This window comes from Burkholderia sp. Bp8963, assembly GCF_003854275.1.
GTDB lineage: Bacteria > Pseudomonadota > Gammaproteobacteria > Burkholderiales > Burkholderiaceae > Burkholderia.
In genome coordinates, this window is the sequence record NZ_QTQP01000066.1 from 1 (window position 1) to 15,082 (window position 15,082).

General features: G+C 66.1%; 13 protein-coding genes, 2 rRNA genes and 1 pseudogene. 11 read left to right on the top strand and 5 right to left on the bottom strand.

The features are described 5' to 3' along the window. Together DID96_RS33140 and rrf are read left to right on the top strand one after the other, a co-directional pair. A 23S ribosomal RNA gene (locus DID96_RS33140) occupies positions 1-239 on the top strand; the annotation flags it as partial. 183 nt (positions 240-422) lie between these two features. Beyond that, a 5S ribosomal RNA gene (gene rrf, locus DID96_RS33150) occupies positions 423-535 on the top strand. Positions 536-711: 176 nt separating this feature from the next. On the opposite strand, the gene DID96_RS33155 is transcribed toward rrf, so the two are convergent. The 3 genes from DID96_RS33155 to DID96_RS39665 all read right to left on the bottom strand — a co-directional run bounded on the left by DID96_RS33155 (position 712) and on the right by DID96_RS39665 (position 1,833). Next, positions 712-1,131: a secondary thiamine-phosphate synthase enzyme YjbQ gene (locus DID96_RS33155; protein WP_124603425.1), complete on the bottom strand. Its 420-nt coding sequence runs from the start codon at positions 1,129-1,131 to the stop codon at positions 712-714. Between the two features lie 22 nt (positions 1,132-1,153). Then, the gene (locus tag DID96_RS33160; protein WP_409333834.1) at positions 1,154-1,474 is read right to left on the bottom strand and encodes a thioredoxin family protein; all 321 of its coding nucleotides are present in this window, start codon (positions 1,472-1,474) and stop codon (positions 1,154-1,156) included. Positions 1,475-1,542: 68 nt separating this feature from the next. After that, on the bottom strand, positions 1,543-1,833 hold the full coding sequence (locus tag DID96_RS39665; RefSeq protein ID WP_409333835.1) for a hypothetical protein: 291 nt from the start codon (positions 1,831-1,833) through the stop codon (positions 1,543-1,545). A gap of 236 nt (positions 1,834-2,069) precedes the next feature. On the opposite strand from DID96_RS39665, the gene DID96_RS33170 reads away from it, so the two are divergent. Beyond that, positions 2,070-2,618 (top strand): hypothetical protein, encoded by a 549-nt coding sequence (locus tag DID96_RS33170; RefSeq protein WP_311767780.1) that lies wholly within the window; start codon positions 2,070-2,072, stop codon positions 2,616-2,618. Between the two features lie 122 nt (positions 2,619-2,740). Here DID96_RS33170 and DID96_RS33175 read toward each other — a convergent pair. Then, a pseudogene (locus DID96_RS33175) lies at positions 2,741-3,870 on the bottom strand (ATP-binding protein). Then, complete coding sequence (locus DID96_RS33180) at positions 3,867-4,604, bottom strand: response regulator (protein WP_124603427.1); 738 nt, start codon at positions 4,602-4,604, stop codon at positions 3,867-3,869. Before DID96_RS33180 ends, DID96_RS33175 begins: the two are co-directional and overlap by 4 nt. Positions 4,605-4,748: 144 nt before the next feature. Here DID96_RS33180 and DID96_RS33185 point away from each other — a divergent pair, with 144 nt between their 5' ends. From DID96_RS33185 to DID96_RS33220, 8 genes are all read left to right on the top strand, one after another. Next, positions 4,749-5,906: an efflux RND transporter periplasmic adaptor subunit gene (locus tag DID96_RS33185; protein WP_124603428.1), complete on the top strand. Its 1,158-nt coding sequence runs from the start codon at positions 4,749-4,751 to the stop codon at positions 5,904-5,906. Positions 5,907-5,926: 20 nt separating this feature from the next. After that, a complete protein-coding gene (locus tag DID96_RS33190; RefSeq protein WP_124603429.1) occupies positions 5,927-9,070 on the top strand; it encodes a multidrug efflux RND transporter permease subunit in 3,144 nt (1,047 codons plus the stop codon). 4 nt (positions 9,071-9,074) lie between these two features. After that, positions 9,075-10,517 (top strand): efflux transporter outer membrane subunit, encoded by a 1,443-nt coding sequence (locus DID96_RS33195; RefSeq protein WP_124603430.1) that lies wholly within the window; start codon positions 9,075-9,077, stop codon positions 10,515-10,517. A gap of 109 nt (positions 10,518-10,626) precedes the next feature. After that, a complete protein-coding gene (locus DID96_RS33200; RefSeq protein WP_124603431.1) occupies positions 10,627-11,316 on the top strand; it encodes a response regulator in 690 nt (229 codons plus the stop codon). After that, positions 11,313-12,377, top strand: a complete 1,065-nt coding sequence (locus DID96_RS33205; RefSeq protein ID WP_124603432.1) for an ATP-binding protein — start codon at positions 11,313-11,315, stop codon at positions 12,375-12,377. The genes DID96_RS33200 and DID96_RS33205 overlap by 4 nt, the downstream gene beginning before the upstream one ends. 130 nt (positions 12,378-12,507) lie before the next feature. Further along, positions 12,508-13,182: a histidine phosphatase family protein gene (locus DID96_RS33210; protein WP_124603433.1), complete on the top strand. Its 675-nt coding sequence runs from the start codon at positions 12,508-12,510 to the stop codon at positions 13,180-13,182. 39 nt (positions 13,183-13,221) lie between these two features. Further along, complete coding sequence (locus DID96_RS33215) at positions 13,222-14,253, top strand: phosphotransferase (RefSeq protein WP_124603434.1); 1,032 nt, start codon at positions 13,222-13,224, stop codon at positions 14,251-14,253. A 63-nt stretch (positions 14,254-14,316) separates the two neighbouring features. Next, entirely contained in the window at positions 14,317-15,081 is a 765-nt protein-coding gene (locus tag DID96_RS33220) for an SDR family oxidoreductase (protein ID WP_124603435.1), read from the top strand. The last annotated feature ends 1 nt before the right edge of the window (position 15,082 follow it).

Below are 15,082 nucleotides of genomic sequence, written 5' to 3' on the forward strand. Positions count from 1 at the left end.
CCGGAGTGGACGAACCTCTGGTGTACCGGTTGTCACGCCAGTGGCATCGCCGGGTAGCTATGTTCGGAAGAGATAACCGCTGAAAGCATCTAAGCGGGAAACTCGCCTTAAGATGAGATATCCCTGGAGGCTAGACCTCCTTGAAGGGTCGTTCGAGACCAGGACGTTGATAGGTCAGGTGTGTAAGCGCAGTAATGCGTTCAGCTAACTGATACTAATTGCCCGTAAGGCTTGATCCTATAACAAGTCTGTCTCGATAGCCGTTAGCGCTTCAGCGCTTACGGATATCGAGCGTCGAGTGCAAGGCACTCGACGTACTGCGGTTGAAGTACCGCGTATGTGTGAGAGTACAACTCACAACCCAAAATTACTGCTTCTTCCCAGATTGGTCGCGCTGCGAAGCACCGCGACAACCCCTTTTGCCTGATGACCATAGCGAGTCGGTCCCACCCCTTCCCATCCCGAACAGGACCGTGAAACGACTCTACGCCGATGATAGTGCGGATTCCCGTGTGAAAGTAGGTAATCGTCAGGCTCCCTCTAGCCAGAAACCCCCGCCCAACAGGCGGGGGTTTTTGCATTGGCGCGGCGCAAATGCGTGGGGCTCCCCGCGCCAGCTGACCACCAATGCCTCGTACGCATCCATTCCGGCGCGGCAGACCAGAATCGTGCCGTCATGCGCCGACGGCATGGCGCGCGTGCGACGCGCGCTCAATCGCCGATCAGATGAACCACGATCTCGCGCCGATGCGCGGCACGGCGATGCTCGAACAGATAAATGCCCTGCCAGGTGCCGAGCACCATGCGCCCATGCTCGACGGGAATCGACAACTGCACTTGCGTGAGCGCTGTGCGCAGATGCGCGGGCATGTCGTCGGGGCCTTCGGTGTCGTGCTCGTAGCGTGAGCTGTCTTCGGGCGCGAGCGCGTCGAAGTAACGCTCGAGGTCGCGACGCACCGATGGATCTGCATTCTCCTGGATCAGCAGCGAAGCGGATGTGTGCCGGCAGAACACGGTGAGCAGGCCGGTGCGGATCGACTGCTGTTCGACGAACGCGCGCACCTGCGGCGTGAATTCCACGAGGCCGCGCCCGCGCGCTTCGACGATGATGTGTTGAATGGACTGTTGCATGGTCGTCAGGTCTCGCATCTGCTCATGCCAGTGCGGCGAATCCGTCGGTTTCGATCTGTCCGGAGTTGGTGGGGCGGACGACGCGTGCGACTTCGACGCCGTCGCGCAGGAAGACCAGTGTCGGCCAGAGTTTGATCTTGAATGAGCGGCCGAGCGGCCGGCCGGGACCATCTTCGATTTTCAGGTGCCGGACAGCAGGGTGCGGCAGGAACGAGTCGCGAATCGCGGGTTGCGCACCCATGCAGATGCCGCACCAGTTGGCACCGAACTCGATGACGGTCGCACCGGCGAGCGCGTCGACTTCCTCGCGTGTGGGCGCGTCGGCGGTGTAGGTTTGTCGCATATTCAACGTGACCCCATGTGCTTTGCAGAAAAATGACTATGTTGCGGCCTTGCTCGAGGCCCGTGGCTTTACTGTAGCGGAAAAGGGCGTTGTGGCGCGGCATGCCGTCCGGTTCGCGACACCATCGCCGATGACGAAAGCTGTCGACGTTGCGAGACGCCCGAATCGGAGACCACACCGATCATGGCGGGAAGGTGATCGGCCGGCATCGCATCCGTCAGCACATTGCGATACCCGTCGTCGAACGAGATGCCGAATACCTTGCCCTCGCGTTCGCCGCGAATATATGGCTGCATCTCACCAACGCTCAGGCCGCGGTACCCGAGCAGCTTCAGTAAGCGTCTCCATCGAATCTGCACGAAATTTGCATGATGGATGCACGCGTCCGCGCGAATATCGGGGCGAGCCGGCGGCACAGGTTTACACAGGTGAAATGTTGACGAACATAAAACAGACTGCGCGTCACGGAGACAGCGGATTCTGGCGAAGCCCGTGGGTGAAGCGGTGGATCCAGGGCCATGGACGGAACGGCTTCGACTTTTGCCTGTTGCTGGTTCCGCTGGCCGGCATATTCGTGTTCGAATTCACATGTCTGATGTTCGACATGGTCGTCAGTGCCGTCGTCATGAGTTGCGCGATGTCGGTCTTTCTGGGAGGGGCCGGGTTCCTCGGTGCAAAGCGCGAGTATCTCGTTTCGCCCACCGCCGGACGAGCCGTGATCAAGGCACGCACGAAGCAGGCTGCCGAGCGATTTTCGTCGATCGGCGCGGGTGCGACCGTGCTCGCGATCTTTCTCAATGCGACTTCCGTGTCGCTGGCGCTGAATGGCCAGCTGCTGCTGCACAGCGTGCTGAAGGATGCGTTTTCGATGTTCATTGCATTGGTTTTTCTTCCCGTCTATATCTCCGGGGTGGTGCGCAAGCTTGCAATCGCAAGAATCGAAGAACTTGAGGCACTACGAAACGAATCCGTCGGAAAGGCGCTGAAGCTCGACAGGAAGGGCGGCATCCGGGCCGTCGTTCTCGAGGGTCCGGGCGGGCGATCGAACGTGTCGGTGATGGAATACACGACCGTCGGATTCGATCCGCCGATCGACCGGATCGGGCACGGGCAACGGACCGCAGGCGATGAGGCGGCAGATTGAATGCCGAACGAGCGCCGAAGGAATACCGAACGAATGCCGATTGAGTCGACCCGGCCGGCGGACGGTCACGTCGCCGCCGGCCGATGATGCGCGGCGCGCTTCTGAAGCACGCCGCGAACCGGTCAGTCGCGCGCGACGAGAGGCGAACCGGACGCCGTGCGACGACGGTCGCGTTTGCGTGTCGGCGCAAGGTCGTCGGGCCAGCGCAACTCGAACAGCGTGCCGCCACCGGCGGTCCGATGGCAGGTGGCTTGCCCGTCGTGCGCATAGGCAATGGCCGCCACGACGGCCAGCCCGAGGCCGCTGCCGCCGCTGCTGCGTCCGGAACGCGAGTCGTCTGCACGCCTGAAGGCCTCGAAGATATGCGGCGCGAGGTCGGCGGGAATGCCCGGCCCGTCGTCTTCGACGGACAAACGGCAGCTTCCCTGCCCGACGCGTGTCTGAATGCGTATCGAACCGGGCACCGCGTGCCGGCGGGCATTGTCCAGCAAGGCCAGCAGCGCTTGCCGGATCCGGACCGGATCGCAGCGCATGCATTGCTCGTCCAGATCGAGGACGGCGTGCTGGCCCGCTGCCCGGAGCGCATCTCCGAACACGTCGACGACGGCCCGGACATCGGCGGCCAGATCGGTCTCCCGGACATCGAGGTCCAGATGGCCGCTGTCCGCGAGGCTGATCACGCGCAGATCCTCGATCAGCCGCGCGAGGCCTTCGACCTGGGTCAGCAGGCTGCGGAACTGCGATTCCTCGGGCGGAAACACGCCATCGGCCAGCCCCTGCAAGCGCCCCCGCGCAGCACGGTGACCGGCGTGCGCAGTTCATGGGCGATCGCGGCGTTCCAGAACGTCTGCTCGGCGGTCACGCGCTGCAACTGGGCCGCCAGTGCGTTGAAGTCGTCGGCGAGCAGCGCCGCTTCGCGCAGCGAACGGTCGCCGGCAATCGCCCGTGCGTCGAGATCGCCCTGGGCGACGCGGCGGATGCTCTGGGCCACGGAGTTGAGCGGCACGAGGATACGGTGCGCCAGCTTGATCGACACGACCAGGGCAAGCGTCAAGCCGACGAAAATGGTGGCGGCCAGCCATGCCCCCTCCGCACGCGTCGGAATCAAGCCTAACTGATTGCATTGCTCGGGCCAGTATCGGAACACCAGGTAATAGAACGCGTAGGAGGTCATCACGACCAGCAGCGTCACGCCGATCGCCATCGCCGCCATCGACAGCGCAATCTGGCGGCTCAACCCCGCCAGCTTCATTCACCGCTCCAGAGCTTGTAGCCGACGCCACGCACGCCGACCGGAACGCCGGTGACGCCGAGATCCTCCAGCTTCTTGCGCAGCTTGCTGACGTGACTGTCCACCGTGCGCTCCAGCGCATCGCCCTCCGGCAGGCAGGTGGCCATCAGCTCGCCGCGGCTGAACACCCGCTTCGGCGCGCGCGCGAGCTGCGCGAGCAGCTTGAATTCGGTCAGCGTCAGCGCCAGCGTATGCCGCTGCTCGCCGACCTCCACCGTGGCCTCGTGGTTGTCGAGATCGATCTGGAACGGCGCGGCGCGCAACACGCGCTGCTCTGCCTGGCCTGAACCGGACATCGACCGGCGCAGCACCGCCAGCGTGCGCGCGACGACTTCCGCCGGATTGAACGGCTTGACCACGTAGTCGTCCGCCCCGATGCGCAACCCCGTCAGCTTGTCGATGTCCTGGTCCAGCGCGGTCAGCATGATGACGGGCGTATTGCCGCGATGACGGATCTCGGTCAGCACTTTCCAGCCGTCGACATGAGGCATCTGCACATCCAGCAGCACGAGGTCGGGCTTGACGGACAGGTGCAGTTCCAGCGCCTTGCGGCCGTCGGCGGCACGCACGGTGCGCAGGCCGCTGCGCGTCAGGTAGGCGGCGAGGATCTCGGCGATCTCGGGTTCGTCCTCGGCAATGAGGACCAGGGCCTGCGCGCCGTGAGCGGCGCCGGACAATCGGGCGGTATCGGACATGGCGGTGATTTTGACGCGTTACTTCACTTTCATCGGATGTCTCCATCGAACCTCCATCGTACCGCAGAAGAAACGCCATTGACCCCACGCAAACTGCGCCCTGTCATAGCCGGCAGTTGGCTGCCTGCGTCTCATGGAGTCCATATGAAAAATGAAAAAATCGCCCGCTACGGCGGTATCTACGCGCTGGTGGCCGCGTTGCTGGCGGGCTGCGGGCAATCCGAGAAGCCGGTCGCCCCGCCTGCGACCCCGGTCGCCGCGATGACCTTGGCGCCGGCCCCGCTGAAGGTGACCGAGGACCTGCCCGGCCGGATCTCGGCGGTGCGGATCGCCGAGATCCGGCCGCAGGTCAGCGGCATCGTGCTGCGCCGCCTGTTCGAGCAGGGCACCGAGGTGCGCGCCGGCGAGCCGCTGTTCCAGATCAACCCGGCGCCGTTCAAGGCCGACATGGACACGGCCGCCGCCGCGCTGCAGCGGGCCGACGCGGCGCTCGAGCGTGCCAAGGTGCAGACGGCGCGACTCAAGCCGCTGGTCGAAGTGGACGCGATCAGCCGCCAGGTCTATGACGATTCCGTGTCGCAGCGCGACCAGGCCGCGGCCGACGTCGCGCAGGCGCGCGCGACGCTCGCGCGCCGGCAGCTCGACCTGAAGTTCGCCACGGTGGAGGCGCCGATCACCGGCCGCATCGACCAGGCGCTCGTGACCGAAGGCGCGCTCGTCAGCAGCACCGACGCCGTGCCGATGGCGCGCATCCAGCAGATCGACCAGGTCTACGTCGACGTGCGCCAGCCGGCGTCGTCGCTGCAGCACCTGCGCGACACGCTGGCGTCCCACGACGGGAATGCCAGTGCCGGCCTGCCGGTCGAGGTGCTGCGCGACGACGGCACGCCTTACGACACGCAAGGCCGGATGCTGTTCTCCGGCGTGAACGTCGATGCGGGCACCGGCGACGTGCTGGTGCGCGTGCTGGTGGACAACTCGAAGCGGCTGCTGCTGCCGGGCATGTACGTCCGTGCGCGCATTCCGCGCGGGAACTACGCGAGCGCGCTGACGGTGCCGCAGCAGGCGGTGGTGCGCGCCGAGGGCAAGCCTCAGGTGTGGGTGCTCGACGCGAAGAACCAGGCGCATATCAAGCCGGTCGAGCTGGGCGAGCTGACGAACCGCCGCTATCTGGTCCGTTCGGGGCTGCAGGCCGGCCAGAAGGTCGTGGTGGAAGGGATGGAGCGCCTGACCGACGGCGCCGCGGTTGCCGCGAGCGACTGGAAGTCGCCTGATTCCGCCGCCACCACGGCCTCGCGCTGAGTCACGGGGAGCCTTAAGTCATGTCTCAATTCTTCATTCGGCGCCCGGTCTTTGCGTGGGTGATCGCGTTGTTCATCATCCTGATGGGCGTGATCGCGATCCCGCAGTTGCCGATCGCACGCTACCCGTCGGTCGCGCCGCCGACCGTCACCATCTACGCGACGTATCCCGGCGCCACGCCGCAAACCATGAGCGATGGGGTGCTGAGCCTCATCGAACGCGAGCTGTCCGGCGTCAAGAACCTGCTGTACTACGAGTCGTCGTCCGACACGACCGGCTTGGCGCAGATTACCGTTACGTTCAAGCCCGGCACGGTGCCGGCGCTCGCGCAGGTCGACGTGCAGAACAAGCTGAAGGCCGTCGAGCCGCGCTTGCCCGCGGTCGTGCGGCAGAACGGCGTGATCGTGGAGTCGGCCTCGTCCGGCTTCCTGCTGTTCGTCGCGCTCAAGTCCGACAGCGGCCGCTTCGACGAAGGCGCGCTCGGAGACTACATGGTGCGCAACGTCGTCGAGGAGTTGCGCCGTATCAATGGCGTGGGTCGCGTGCAGATGTTCGGGTCCGAACGGGCGATGCGCATCTGGGTCGATCCGTCCAGGCTGATCACCTACGGCCTGTCGATGAGCGACCTGACGACCGCCATCAGCCAGCAGAACGTGCAGATCGCGCCAGGCAGCGTCGGTGCGTTGCCGGCCGTGTTGGGGCAGCGGGTGACCGTGCCGCTGACCGTGCAGGGCCAGCTTGCGACGCCGGAAGAGTTTGCCGCGATCGTGCTGCGCGCCAACGCCAACGGCTCCAAGGTCGTGCTGGGCGACGTCGCGCGGGTCGAGCTCGGTTCGCAGTCCTATAACTTCGTCAACCGCGAGAAAGGCAAGCCTGTCGCCATCGCCGGCGTGCAGCTTGCGCCGGGCGGCAATGCGGTCAAGACCGCGGAGGCCGTGCGGGCGCGCCTGGAGGAGCTGGGCAAGGCCATGCCGTCGGGCATGAGCTACTCGATTCCGTTCGATACCGCGCCGTTCGTCAAGCTGTCGATCGAGAAGGTTCTCGATACGCTGTTCGAGGCGATGGTGCTGGTGTTCCTGGTGATGTACCTGTTCCTGCAGAACGTGCGGTACACGCTGATCCCGGCGATCGTCGCGCCGATCGCGATGCTCGGCACCTTCACGATCATGCTGGTCTCGGGCTTCTCGATCAACGTGCTGACCATGTTCGGCATGGTGCTTGCGATCGGCATCATCGTCGACGACGCGATCGTCGTGGTGGAGAACGTCGAGCGCCTGATGGCGGAGGAAGGGCTGTCGCCGAAGGACGCGACGATCAAGGCCATGAAGGAAATCACCGGTGCGATCATCGGCGTCACGCTGGTCCTGACGGCCGTGTTCCTGCCGATGGCGATGTCGAGCGGCTCGGTCGGCGTGATCTATCAGCAGTTCACGATGTCGATGGCGGTGTCGATCCTGTTCTCGGCGCTCCTCGCGCTGACGCTGACGCCCGCGCTGTGCGCGACGATGCTCAAGCCGATCGCGCATGGGCACCACGAGAAGCGTGGCTTCTTCGGCTGGTTCAACCGCCGCTTCGACCGCCTGACGCAGTGGTACGCGACGCGTGTCGGCCGGCTGGTCGGCCGCACGGGGCGGGTGATGCTGCTGTTCGTCGCGATTTGCTGTGCGATGGTGTTCGGCTTCCGGGCGCTGCCGTCGGCGTTCCTGCCGGACGAGGATCAGGGCTTTTTCATCACCAGCTTCCTGCTTCCTTCCGATTCGACAGCCGGGCGCACGCGCGACGTGGTCAAACAGCTCGAGCGCCATCTCGAATCGCGCCCCGGGATCGAGTCGAGCATCTCCATTGTCGGCTACGGCTTCTCCGGTTCCGGTCCGAACGCCGCATTGAACTGGGCGGTGCTGAAGGACTGGAAACACCGCAACGGTGCGACGGCGATGAACGAAGGGATGCTGGCCCAGCAAGCGATGGCAGGCGTCACCGAAGGTGCGGTGATGAGCCTGTTGCCGCCGGCGATCGATGAACTGGGCAACAGCTCGGGCTTCTCGATGCGCCTGCAGGACCGCGCGAACCAGGGCAATGCGGCGCTCAAGGCGGCCGAGGCGAAGCTGCTCGAGCTCGCGGCGCAAAGCAAGGTCCTGGCCGGCGTGTATCCGGACAACCTGCCGGCGGGCGCCAGCATCCGCCTGGACATCGACCGGCAGAAGGCCGAGGCGCTCGGCGTGTCGTTCACGAGCATCAGCGACACGCTGTCCGCCGCGATGGGGTCGACCTACGTCAACGACTTCCCGAATGCGGGGCGCATGCAGCAGGTGATCATCCAGGCCGATGCGCCAGCGCGGATGCAGATCGACAACGTGATGAAGCTCTACGTGCGCAACGTGAGCGGCGGCATGGTGCCGCTGTCCGAAGTGGTCCGGCCCGTCTGGGCCGATACGCCGCTGCAGTTGGTGCGCTTCCAGGGCTACCCGTCTTCGCGCATTTCGGGCACGGCCGCGCCCGGTTACTCGAGCGGCGCGGCGATGGACGAGATGGAGCGTCTGGCCAGGCAGCTGCCGCCGGGCTTCTCGGTCGCGTGGACCGGCCAGTCGCTGCAGGAGCGCGAGTCCGCGTCGCAGGCGCCGATGCTGATGGCGCTGTCGATGGTCGTAGTGTTCCTGGTGCTGGCCGCGCTCTACGAGAGCTGGTCGATCCCGCTGTCGGTGATGCTGGTCGTGCCGCTGGGCCTGCTCGGCGCGCTCGGCGCGGTGATCCTGCGCGGGCTGCCCAACGACGTGTACTTCAAGGTCGGGATGATCACCGTGATCGGCCTGTCCGCGAAGAACGCGATCCTGATCGTCGAATTCGCGAAGCAGTTGCGCGAGGAAGGCAAGGGGCTCGTCGAGGCGGCCGTGGAAGCGTCGAGGCTGCGGCTGCGCCCGATCCTGATGACGTCGCTGGCATTCGGCCTGGGCGTGGTGCCGCTGATGATCGCGACGGGCGCGAGCGCCGAAACGCAGCACGCGATCGGCACCGGCGTGTTCGGCGGGATGGTGACCGCGACGGTGCTGGCGATCTTCTTCGTGCCGGTGTTCTTCGTGTTCGTGCTGGGCTTCCAGGAGCGCGTCGGGGCATGGCGGGCATCCAGCAAGAAAATCGTCGCCGTGAGTCAAGAAACGGAAGGTTAATGTCATGCGAATGCTAGTTCTTCCCCTTGCCGTTGCGCTGGCCCTGTCGGCCTGCTCGATGGCCCCCAAGCTGGTCAAACCGGAGCTGCCGGTGCCGACGGCTTACGCGACGACGGCCGACGCCCAGGCCGATACGCACGCGAACGCGGCCGATCTGGGCTGGCGCACGATGTTCGGCGACCATCGGCTGCAGCGCCTGATCGAGCTCGCGCTCGAACACAACCGCGACCTGCGGCTCGCTGCGCTGAACGTCGACGCGGCGGAGGCGCAGTACGGGATCCAGCGCTCCGCGCGGCTGCCGTCCGTCGATGCGACGGGCAGCTTCACGCGCCAGCGCACGCCGGCCAATGCCGACATGAACCCGCCGGTGCCCGAGTCGATGCAGAAGCAGTACGGCGTGAACGTCGGGATCAGCGCGTTCGAGATCGATCTGTTCGGGCGCGTGAAGTCACTGTCGGACGCCGCGTTTGCGCGCTACCTGGCGACCGATCATGGCCGCCGGGCCGTGCAGATCTCGCTCGTCGGCGCGGTCGCGAACGCGTACTTCGCCGAGCGCCTTGCGCAGGAGCAGCGCGCGCTGTCCGAACGCACGCTGGCCGACTGGCAGCAGACGCTCGATCTCGCGCGCCGGCTGAAGGACGCCCATCAGGCGAGCGGCCTGGACATCGCGCAGGCCGAAGGCCAGGTCGCGAGCGCGACCGCGGATGTGGAGGCGCGCTCGCGCGCCGTGTCGCAGGCGCGCAATGCGCTGCGGCTGCTGGTCGGCACCGGGCTGCCCGCGGATCTTCCCGAAGCCGTGCCGCTCGATCGGCAGCCGGTCGTCACACGGCTGCCGGCCGGCCTGCCGTCCGAGCTGCTGTACCGCCGGCCGGACATCCTGCAGGCCGAGCAGAACCTGGTGGCAGCGAATGCCGACATCGGCGCGGCGCGCGCCGCGTTCTTTCCGCGGCTGTCGCTGACCACGTCGCTGGGCTTCATCAGCCCGGGATTGAGCGGCCTGTTCGATAGCGACCATCGCACGTGGGCGTTCGCGCCGCAGGTCACGCTGCCGATCTTCCAGGGCGGCAGGCTGCGCTCCGAGCTGCGGCTGGCCGAGGTGCGCAAGTCCAGCGCCGTTGCCGAATACGAGCGGTCGATCCAGACCGCGTTCCGCGAGGTGGCGGACGGCCTGGCCGGCAGCGAGACCTTCGGCCGCCAGATCGACGCGCAAACCCGGGTGGTCACCAGCGCCCAGCGCCGCACCGACCTGTCCAACCTGCGCTATCGCGCCGGCGTCGAGGATCGGCTGGAACTGCTCGATTCGCAGCGGCAGCTTTATGCGGCGCGGCAGGCCTTGCTGGATCTGCGGAGTGCCGAATTGAGCAACGCGATCGCGCTCTACAAGGCGCTGGGCGGAGGCCTGACCGATACGGACGTGCCGCCCGCCAAGAGCGTGGCGAGCCACTGAGGAACGCATCGTGGCGTCGTCATTCGTGGATGGGCAAGCGGACGGACAGCGGATGCTGCCCGGTCATCGCAGGCATCCCGAATGACGACACCCAACTCCAGTCAACACCATGAACTCGCTTATACTGATTGCTGAAGACGAGCCGGAAATTGCAGAAATACTCGACGCGTACCTGACTCGCGAGGGATTTCGCACTTACCGCGTCGCCAACGGGCAGGCCGCACTCGACGTGCAGCCGCTGCTGAAGCCCGACTTGGTTCTGCTCGACATCAAGATGCCGCAGAAGAGCGGCTGGGACGTGATCATCGAGCTGCGTCGGCGCGGCAATACGCCCGTCGTGATCATCACCGCGCTCGACCAGGACATCGACCGGCTGCAGGGATTGCGCATCGGCGCGGACGACTACATTGCGAAGCCGTTCAATCCGGTCGAGGTGGTCATCCGGATCCGCGCGGTCTTGCGGCGTACCGCCGGGGCCGTTGCCGAGGGCGTGATCCGGGTCGGCAACCTGGAGATCGACACCGAAAGCTACCTCGCGAGGGTGCGCAACGAATCCGGGGAGGCCCAGGTTACGCTGACGTTGACCGAATTCCGGCTTCTGGCGTACATGGCGAGATCGCCGAGCCGCGTATTTACGCGCAGCGAACTGGTCGATGCGTGCCTGGCCGGCAGCGGCGCGATGGAGCGAACGGTCGACAGTCACGTCAGCCGGCTGCGCAAGAAACTCGAATGTGCGGGCGCGCCCGGGATGCCGGAGGTCATGCGTGGCGTGGGTTATCGGCTTCAGGGATTCCAGTGAGCACGCGCAACCGGCTGAGCCGACAGATCGTGCTGTCGATGGGACTCGTTTCGGTCACGACGACGCTGATCGTCCTGGTCGGTTCGTTCATCATCTACGGGTTGCTGTTCACCCTGTCGCCGCCGTCGCGGGGCAGCGCCATGGATCTGCTGATCCCGCATCCGTCCGATTACCTGATCTTCGCGATGCTGCTGATGACGGGGCTGCTTGCTGCCGTCATCGTCGCGACGCGGCTGGCCCGGCGGATTCTCACGCCGCTCAACTCGCTTGCAGAGGGGGCCCGCCGCATCGCCGCGGGCGACCTGGCCGCCAGGGCGACGCCCGGCGATCGCTCGCTGGGCGAAACGGCGCTGCTGGTCGACGACTTCAACGCGATGGCCGTACGCCTGCAGGGCATGGCGTCCGACATGACCGCGTGGAATGCGGCGATCGTCCATGAGCTGCGAACCCCGCTGACGATCCTCAGGGGCCGGTTGCAGGGCCTGAAAGACGGGGTGTTCGCGCCGGACACGGCGTTGTTCCGGGGCCTGCTGCATCAGGTCGAAGGCCTGTCCCGGCTCGTCGACGATCTGCACATAGTCACGCTGCAGGACATCGGCCGGCTGGAGATGAATATCCAGCCGACCGATATCGCGCTCGAAGTCCAGAGCGCGGTCGATTCGGTCGGCGACGCGCTGCATGAAGCCGGCTTTTCCGTCGAGCTGGCGACCCCCGCGGTCGTGCTGCAATGCGACGGCACGCGTATCCGCCAGGCGCTGCTCGCGCTGCTCGACAACGCGCGTCGCTATGCGGTGCCCGGCAAGCTGCGTATCGAGCTGGCGGTCGTGGCGTCGAGCGTCGTGCTGCGCGTGGAGGACGAAGGCCCCGGCCTCAGCCCCGAATTCGCGCGTCACGCGTTCGAGCCCTTTACCCGCGCGGACGTGTCGCGCTCCCGTCAATTCGGCGGTTCGGGCCTTGGCCTGTCCGTCGTCCGCGCGATTGCGCAGGCGCACCACGGCCAGGTGCGGTATTGCACGTCGCGCGCAGGCGGCTCGATCTTCGAGCTGGAAATCCCGCGTTGATGCCCGCGTGGGCGGTCACTGGCTGCACCGCCAATGATTCACAGCATGAATACTCGACGATTCAGAAAATAAATTTCAAAAATGAGCGCGCGCTCGCTAAGCTGGGCCAATCTGACCTGGTGAACATGCGATGGCTGAACTCTATCTGGTACGGCACGGACAGGCGTCGTTCGGCACGGAGAACTACGACCGGCTCTCCGCGCCCGGCGAACAGCAGAGCGTCTGGCTCGGCGAATACTTCGCGCGACAGGATCTCACGTTCGACCGCGTGATCTGCGGCACGCTGAACCGGCATGCGCGGACGGTCGACGCGATCCTGCGCGGGATGGGCCGGGAAGGCGTCAGCTACGACCGGCATCCGGGCCTGAACGAATACGACTTCGAAGGGCTGTTCGCGGCGGCGGCCGACGCGTATCCGGAGATCGCGCGGCTCGCGGCCGGCACGATGAAGGAGCACTTCCGCGCGCTCAGGCAGGTGCTGCAACTCTGGTCGGAAGACCGGCTGGGCGGCGCCGTGCCCGAGACCTGGGCGCAGTTCCAGCAGCGCGTTGCGGACGCGCGCGCGGCGATCCGGCAAGGCGGCGCGCAGCGCGTGCTCGCGGTGAGCTCGGGCGGCCCGATCGCCGTCACCCTGCAGCAGGCGCTCGGGGCGCCCGCATCGAGCGCGATCGCGCTGAACCTGCAGATCCGCAACAGCAGCATCTCGCAGTACTTCTTCAACGCCGATGCGTTCCATCTCGCGTCGTTCAACGGCATCCCGCACCTCGAGGATCCGGAACGGCATGCATTCAGGACCTACGGCTGATTCACGACACGCAACCCAGGACACGGAACGACCGGAACGATGACGAACACACCCCAGCAACTTGATGTCGACAGGCTGACGCGCTATCTGGAAGACCACGTGCCCGGTTTCGAAGGGTCGGTCGACGCGGAGAAGTTTGCCGGCGGCCAGTCGAACCCGACCTTCCTGCTGCACGCGAAGAGCGGCCGCTACGTGCTGCGGCGGCAGCCGCCGGGCGAGCTGCTGAAATCCGCGCACGCGGTCGACCGCGAGTTCCGGGTCCTCGCCGCGTTGTCGGGCACCGCCGTGCCGGTCGCGCATCCGTATCACCTGTGCGAAGACCGCGACGTGATCGGCAGCATGTTCTACGTGATGAGCTTCGAGGACGGCCGGATCTTCTGGAATCCCGCGCTGCCGGAGTTGCCGCAGGCGGACCGCGCAGTCTGCTTCGACGCGGTGCTGCAGACGATGGCCGCGCTGCATGATGTCGACGTCGATGCGGTCGGTCTCGCCGACTACGGCCGGCCCGGCAACTATTTCGAGCGGCAGATCGGCGTGTGGACGAAGCAGTACCGCGCGGCGGAAACCGGGCGGCTCGACGCGATGGAAACGCTGATCGGCTGGCTGCCGGGCGCGTGCCCGGCCGACGAAGGGCGGCCGGCGCTCGTGCACGGCGACTTCCGGCTCGACAACCTGATGTTCGAGCGCGACAGCTATCGCGTGAAGGCGGTGCTCGACTGGGAGCTGTCGACGCTCGGCAATCCGCTCGCCGATCTCGCGTATTTCTGCATGTGCCTGCGGCTGCCGGCCGACGGCCATATCCCGGGGCTCGCGGGCCAGGATCGCGGCGCGCTCGGCGTGCCGGACGAAGCGCAGATCGTCGCGCGCTACTGCGAGCTGCGCGGGATCGAACCGATCCGCGACTGGCATTTCTATCTCGCGTTCAGCTTCTTCCGGCTCGCCGCGATTGCGCAGGGCGTGAAGGCGCGCGCGCTGCAGGGCAATGCGTCGAGCGCGGCGGCGCTGCGCGTCGGTGAAATGGCCGGCCGCCTCGCCGAAGAGGCCGTGCGCGTGATCGAAGCGCATCGCTGAGCAACCGGAAGCAGTACACGCGGCACGCGCCGCACACACCTACATATGGAGGAGCGAAACGACATGGCAACGAATCTGTTCGACCTGACCGGGAAGATTGCACTCGTGACCGGCGCGAGCCGCGGCATTGGCGAGGAAATCGCGAAGCTGCTCGCGGAGCAGGGCGCGCACGTGATCGTGTCGAGCCGCAAGATCGACGACTGCCGCGCGGTGGCCGACGAGATCGTCGCGGCGGGCGGCAAGGCCGAGGCGCTCGCGTGCCACGTGGGCCGGATGGAGGACATCGCCGCCGCGTTCGAGCAGATCCGCGCGAAGCACGGGCGCCTCGACATCCTCGTGAACAACGCGGCCGCGAATCCGTACTTCGGCCACATCCTCGACACCGATCTCGCGGCGTACGACAAGACCGTCGAAGTGAACATCCGCGGCTATTTCTTCATGTCGGTCGAAGCGGGCAAGCTGATGCGCACGCAGGGCGGCGGCGTGATCGTCAACACCGCATCGGTGAATGCGCTGCAGCCGGGCGACCGGCAGGGCATCTATTCGATCACGAAGGCCGCGGTCGTCAACATGACGCGCGCGTTCGCGAAGGAATGCGGGCCGCTCGGCATTCGCGTGAACGCGCTGCTGCCGGGCCTCACGAAGACCAAGTTCGCGGGCGCGCTGTTCGCGGACGAGTCGATCTACGAAACCTGGAAGGCGAAGATCCCGCTGCGCCGCCACGCCGAGCCGCGCGAAATGGCCGGCACGGTGCTGTATCTCGTGTCGGATGCATCGAGCTATACGAACGGCGAGTGCATCGTCGTCGACGGCGGCCTGACGATCTGAG

Excerpts from the sequence above, each read along its gene's own strand:
- DID96_RS33155 (WP_124603425.1), bottom strand. The coding sequence starts at position 1,131 with ATGCAACAGTCCATTCAACACATCATCGTCGAAGCGCGCGGGCGCGGC.
- DID96_RS33160 (WP_409333834.1), bottom strand. The coding sequence starts at position 1,474 with ATGCGACAAACCTACACCGCCGACGCGCCCACACGCGAGGAAGTCGAC.
- DID96_RS33170 (WP_311767780.1), top strand. The coding sequence starts at position 2,070 with ATGTTCGACATGGTCGTCAGTGCCGTCGTCATGAGTTGCGCGATGTCG.
- DID96_RS33180 (WP_124603427.1), bottom strand. The coding sequence starts at position 4,604 with ATGTCCGATACCGCCCGATTGTCCGGCGCCGCTCACGGCGCGCAGGCC.
- DID96_RS33185 (WP_124603428.1), top strand. The coding sequence starts at position 4,749 with ATGAAAAATGAAAAAATCGCCCGCTACGGCGGTATCTACGCGCTGGTG.
- DID96_RS33190 (WP_124603429.1), top strand. The coding sequence starts at position 5,927 with ATGTCTCAATTCTTCATTCGGCGCCCGGTCTTTGCGTGGGTGATCGCG.
- DID96_RS33195 (WP_124603430.1), top strand. The coding sequence starts at position 9,075 with ATGCGAATGCTAGTTCTTCCCCTTGCCGTTGCGCTGGCCCTGTCGGCC.
- DID96_RS33200 (WP_124603431.1), top strand. The coding sequence starts at position 10,627 with ATGAACTCGCTTATACTGATTGCTGAAGACGAGCCGGAAATTGCAGAA.
- DID96_RS33210 (WP_124603433.1), top strand. The coding sequence starts at position 12,508 with ATGGCTGAACTCTATCTGGTACGGCACGGACAGGCGTCGTTCGGCACG.
- DID96_RS33215 (WP_124603434.1), top strand. The coding sequence starts at position 13,222 with ATGACGAACACACCCCAGCAACTTGATGTCGACAGGCTGACGCGCTAT.
- DID96_RS33220 (WP_124603435.1), top strand. The coding sequence starts at position 14,317 with ATGGCAACGAATCTGTTCGACCTGACCGGGAAGATTGCACTCGTGACC.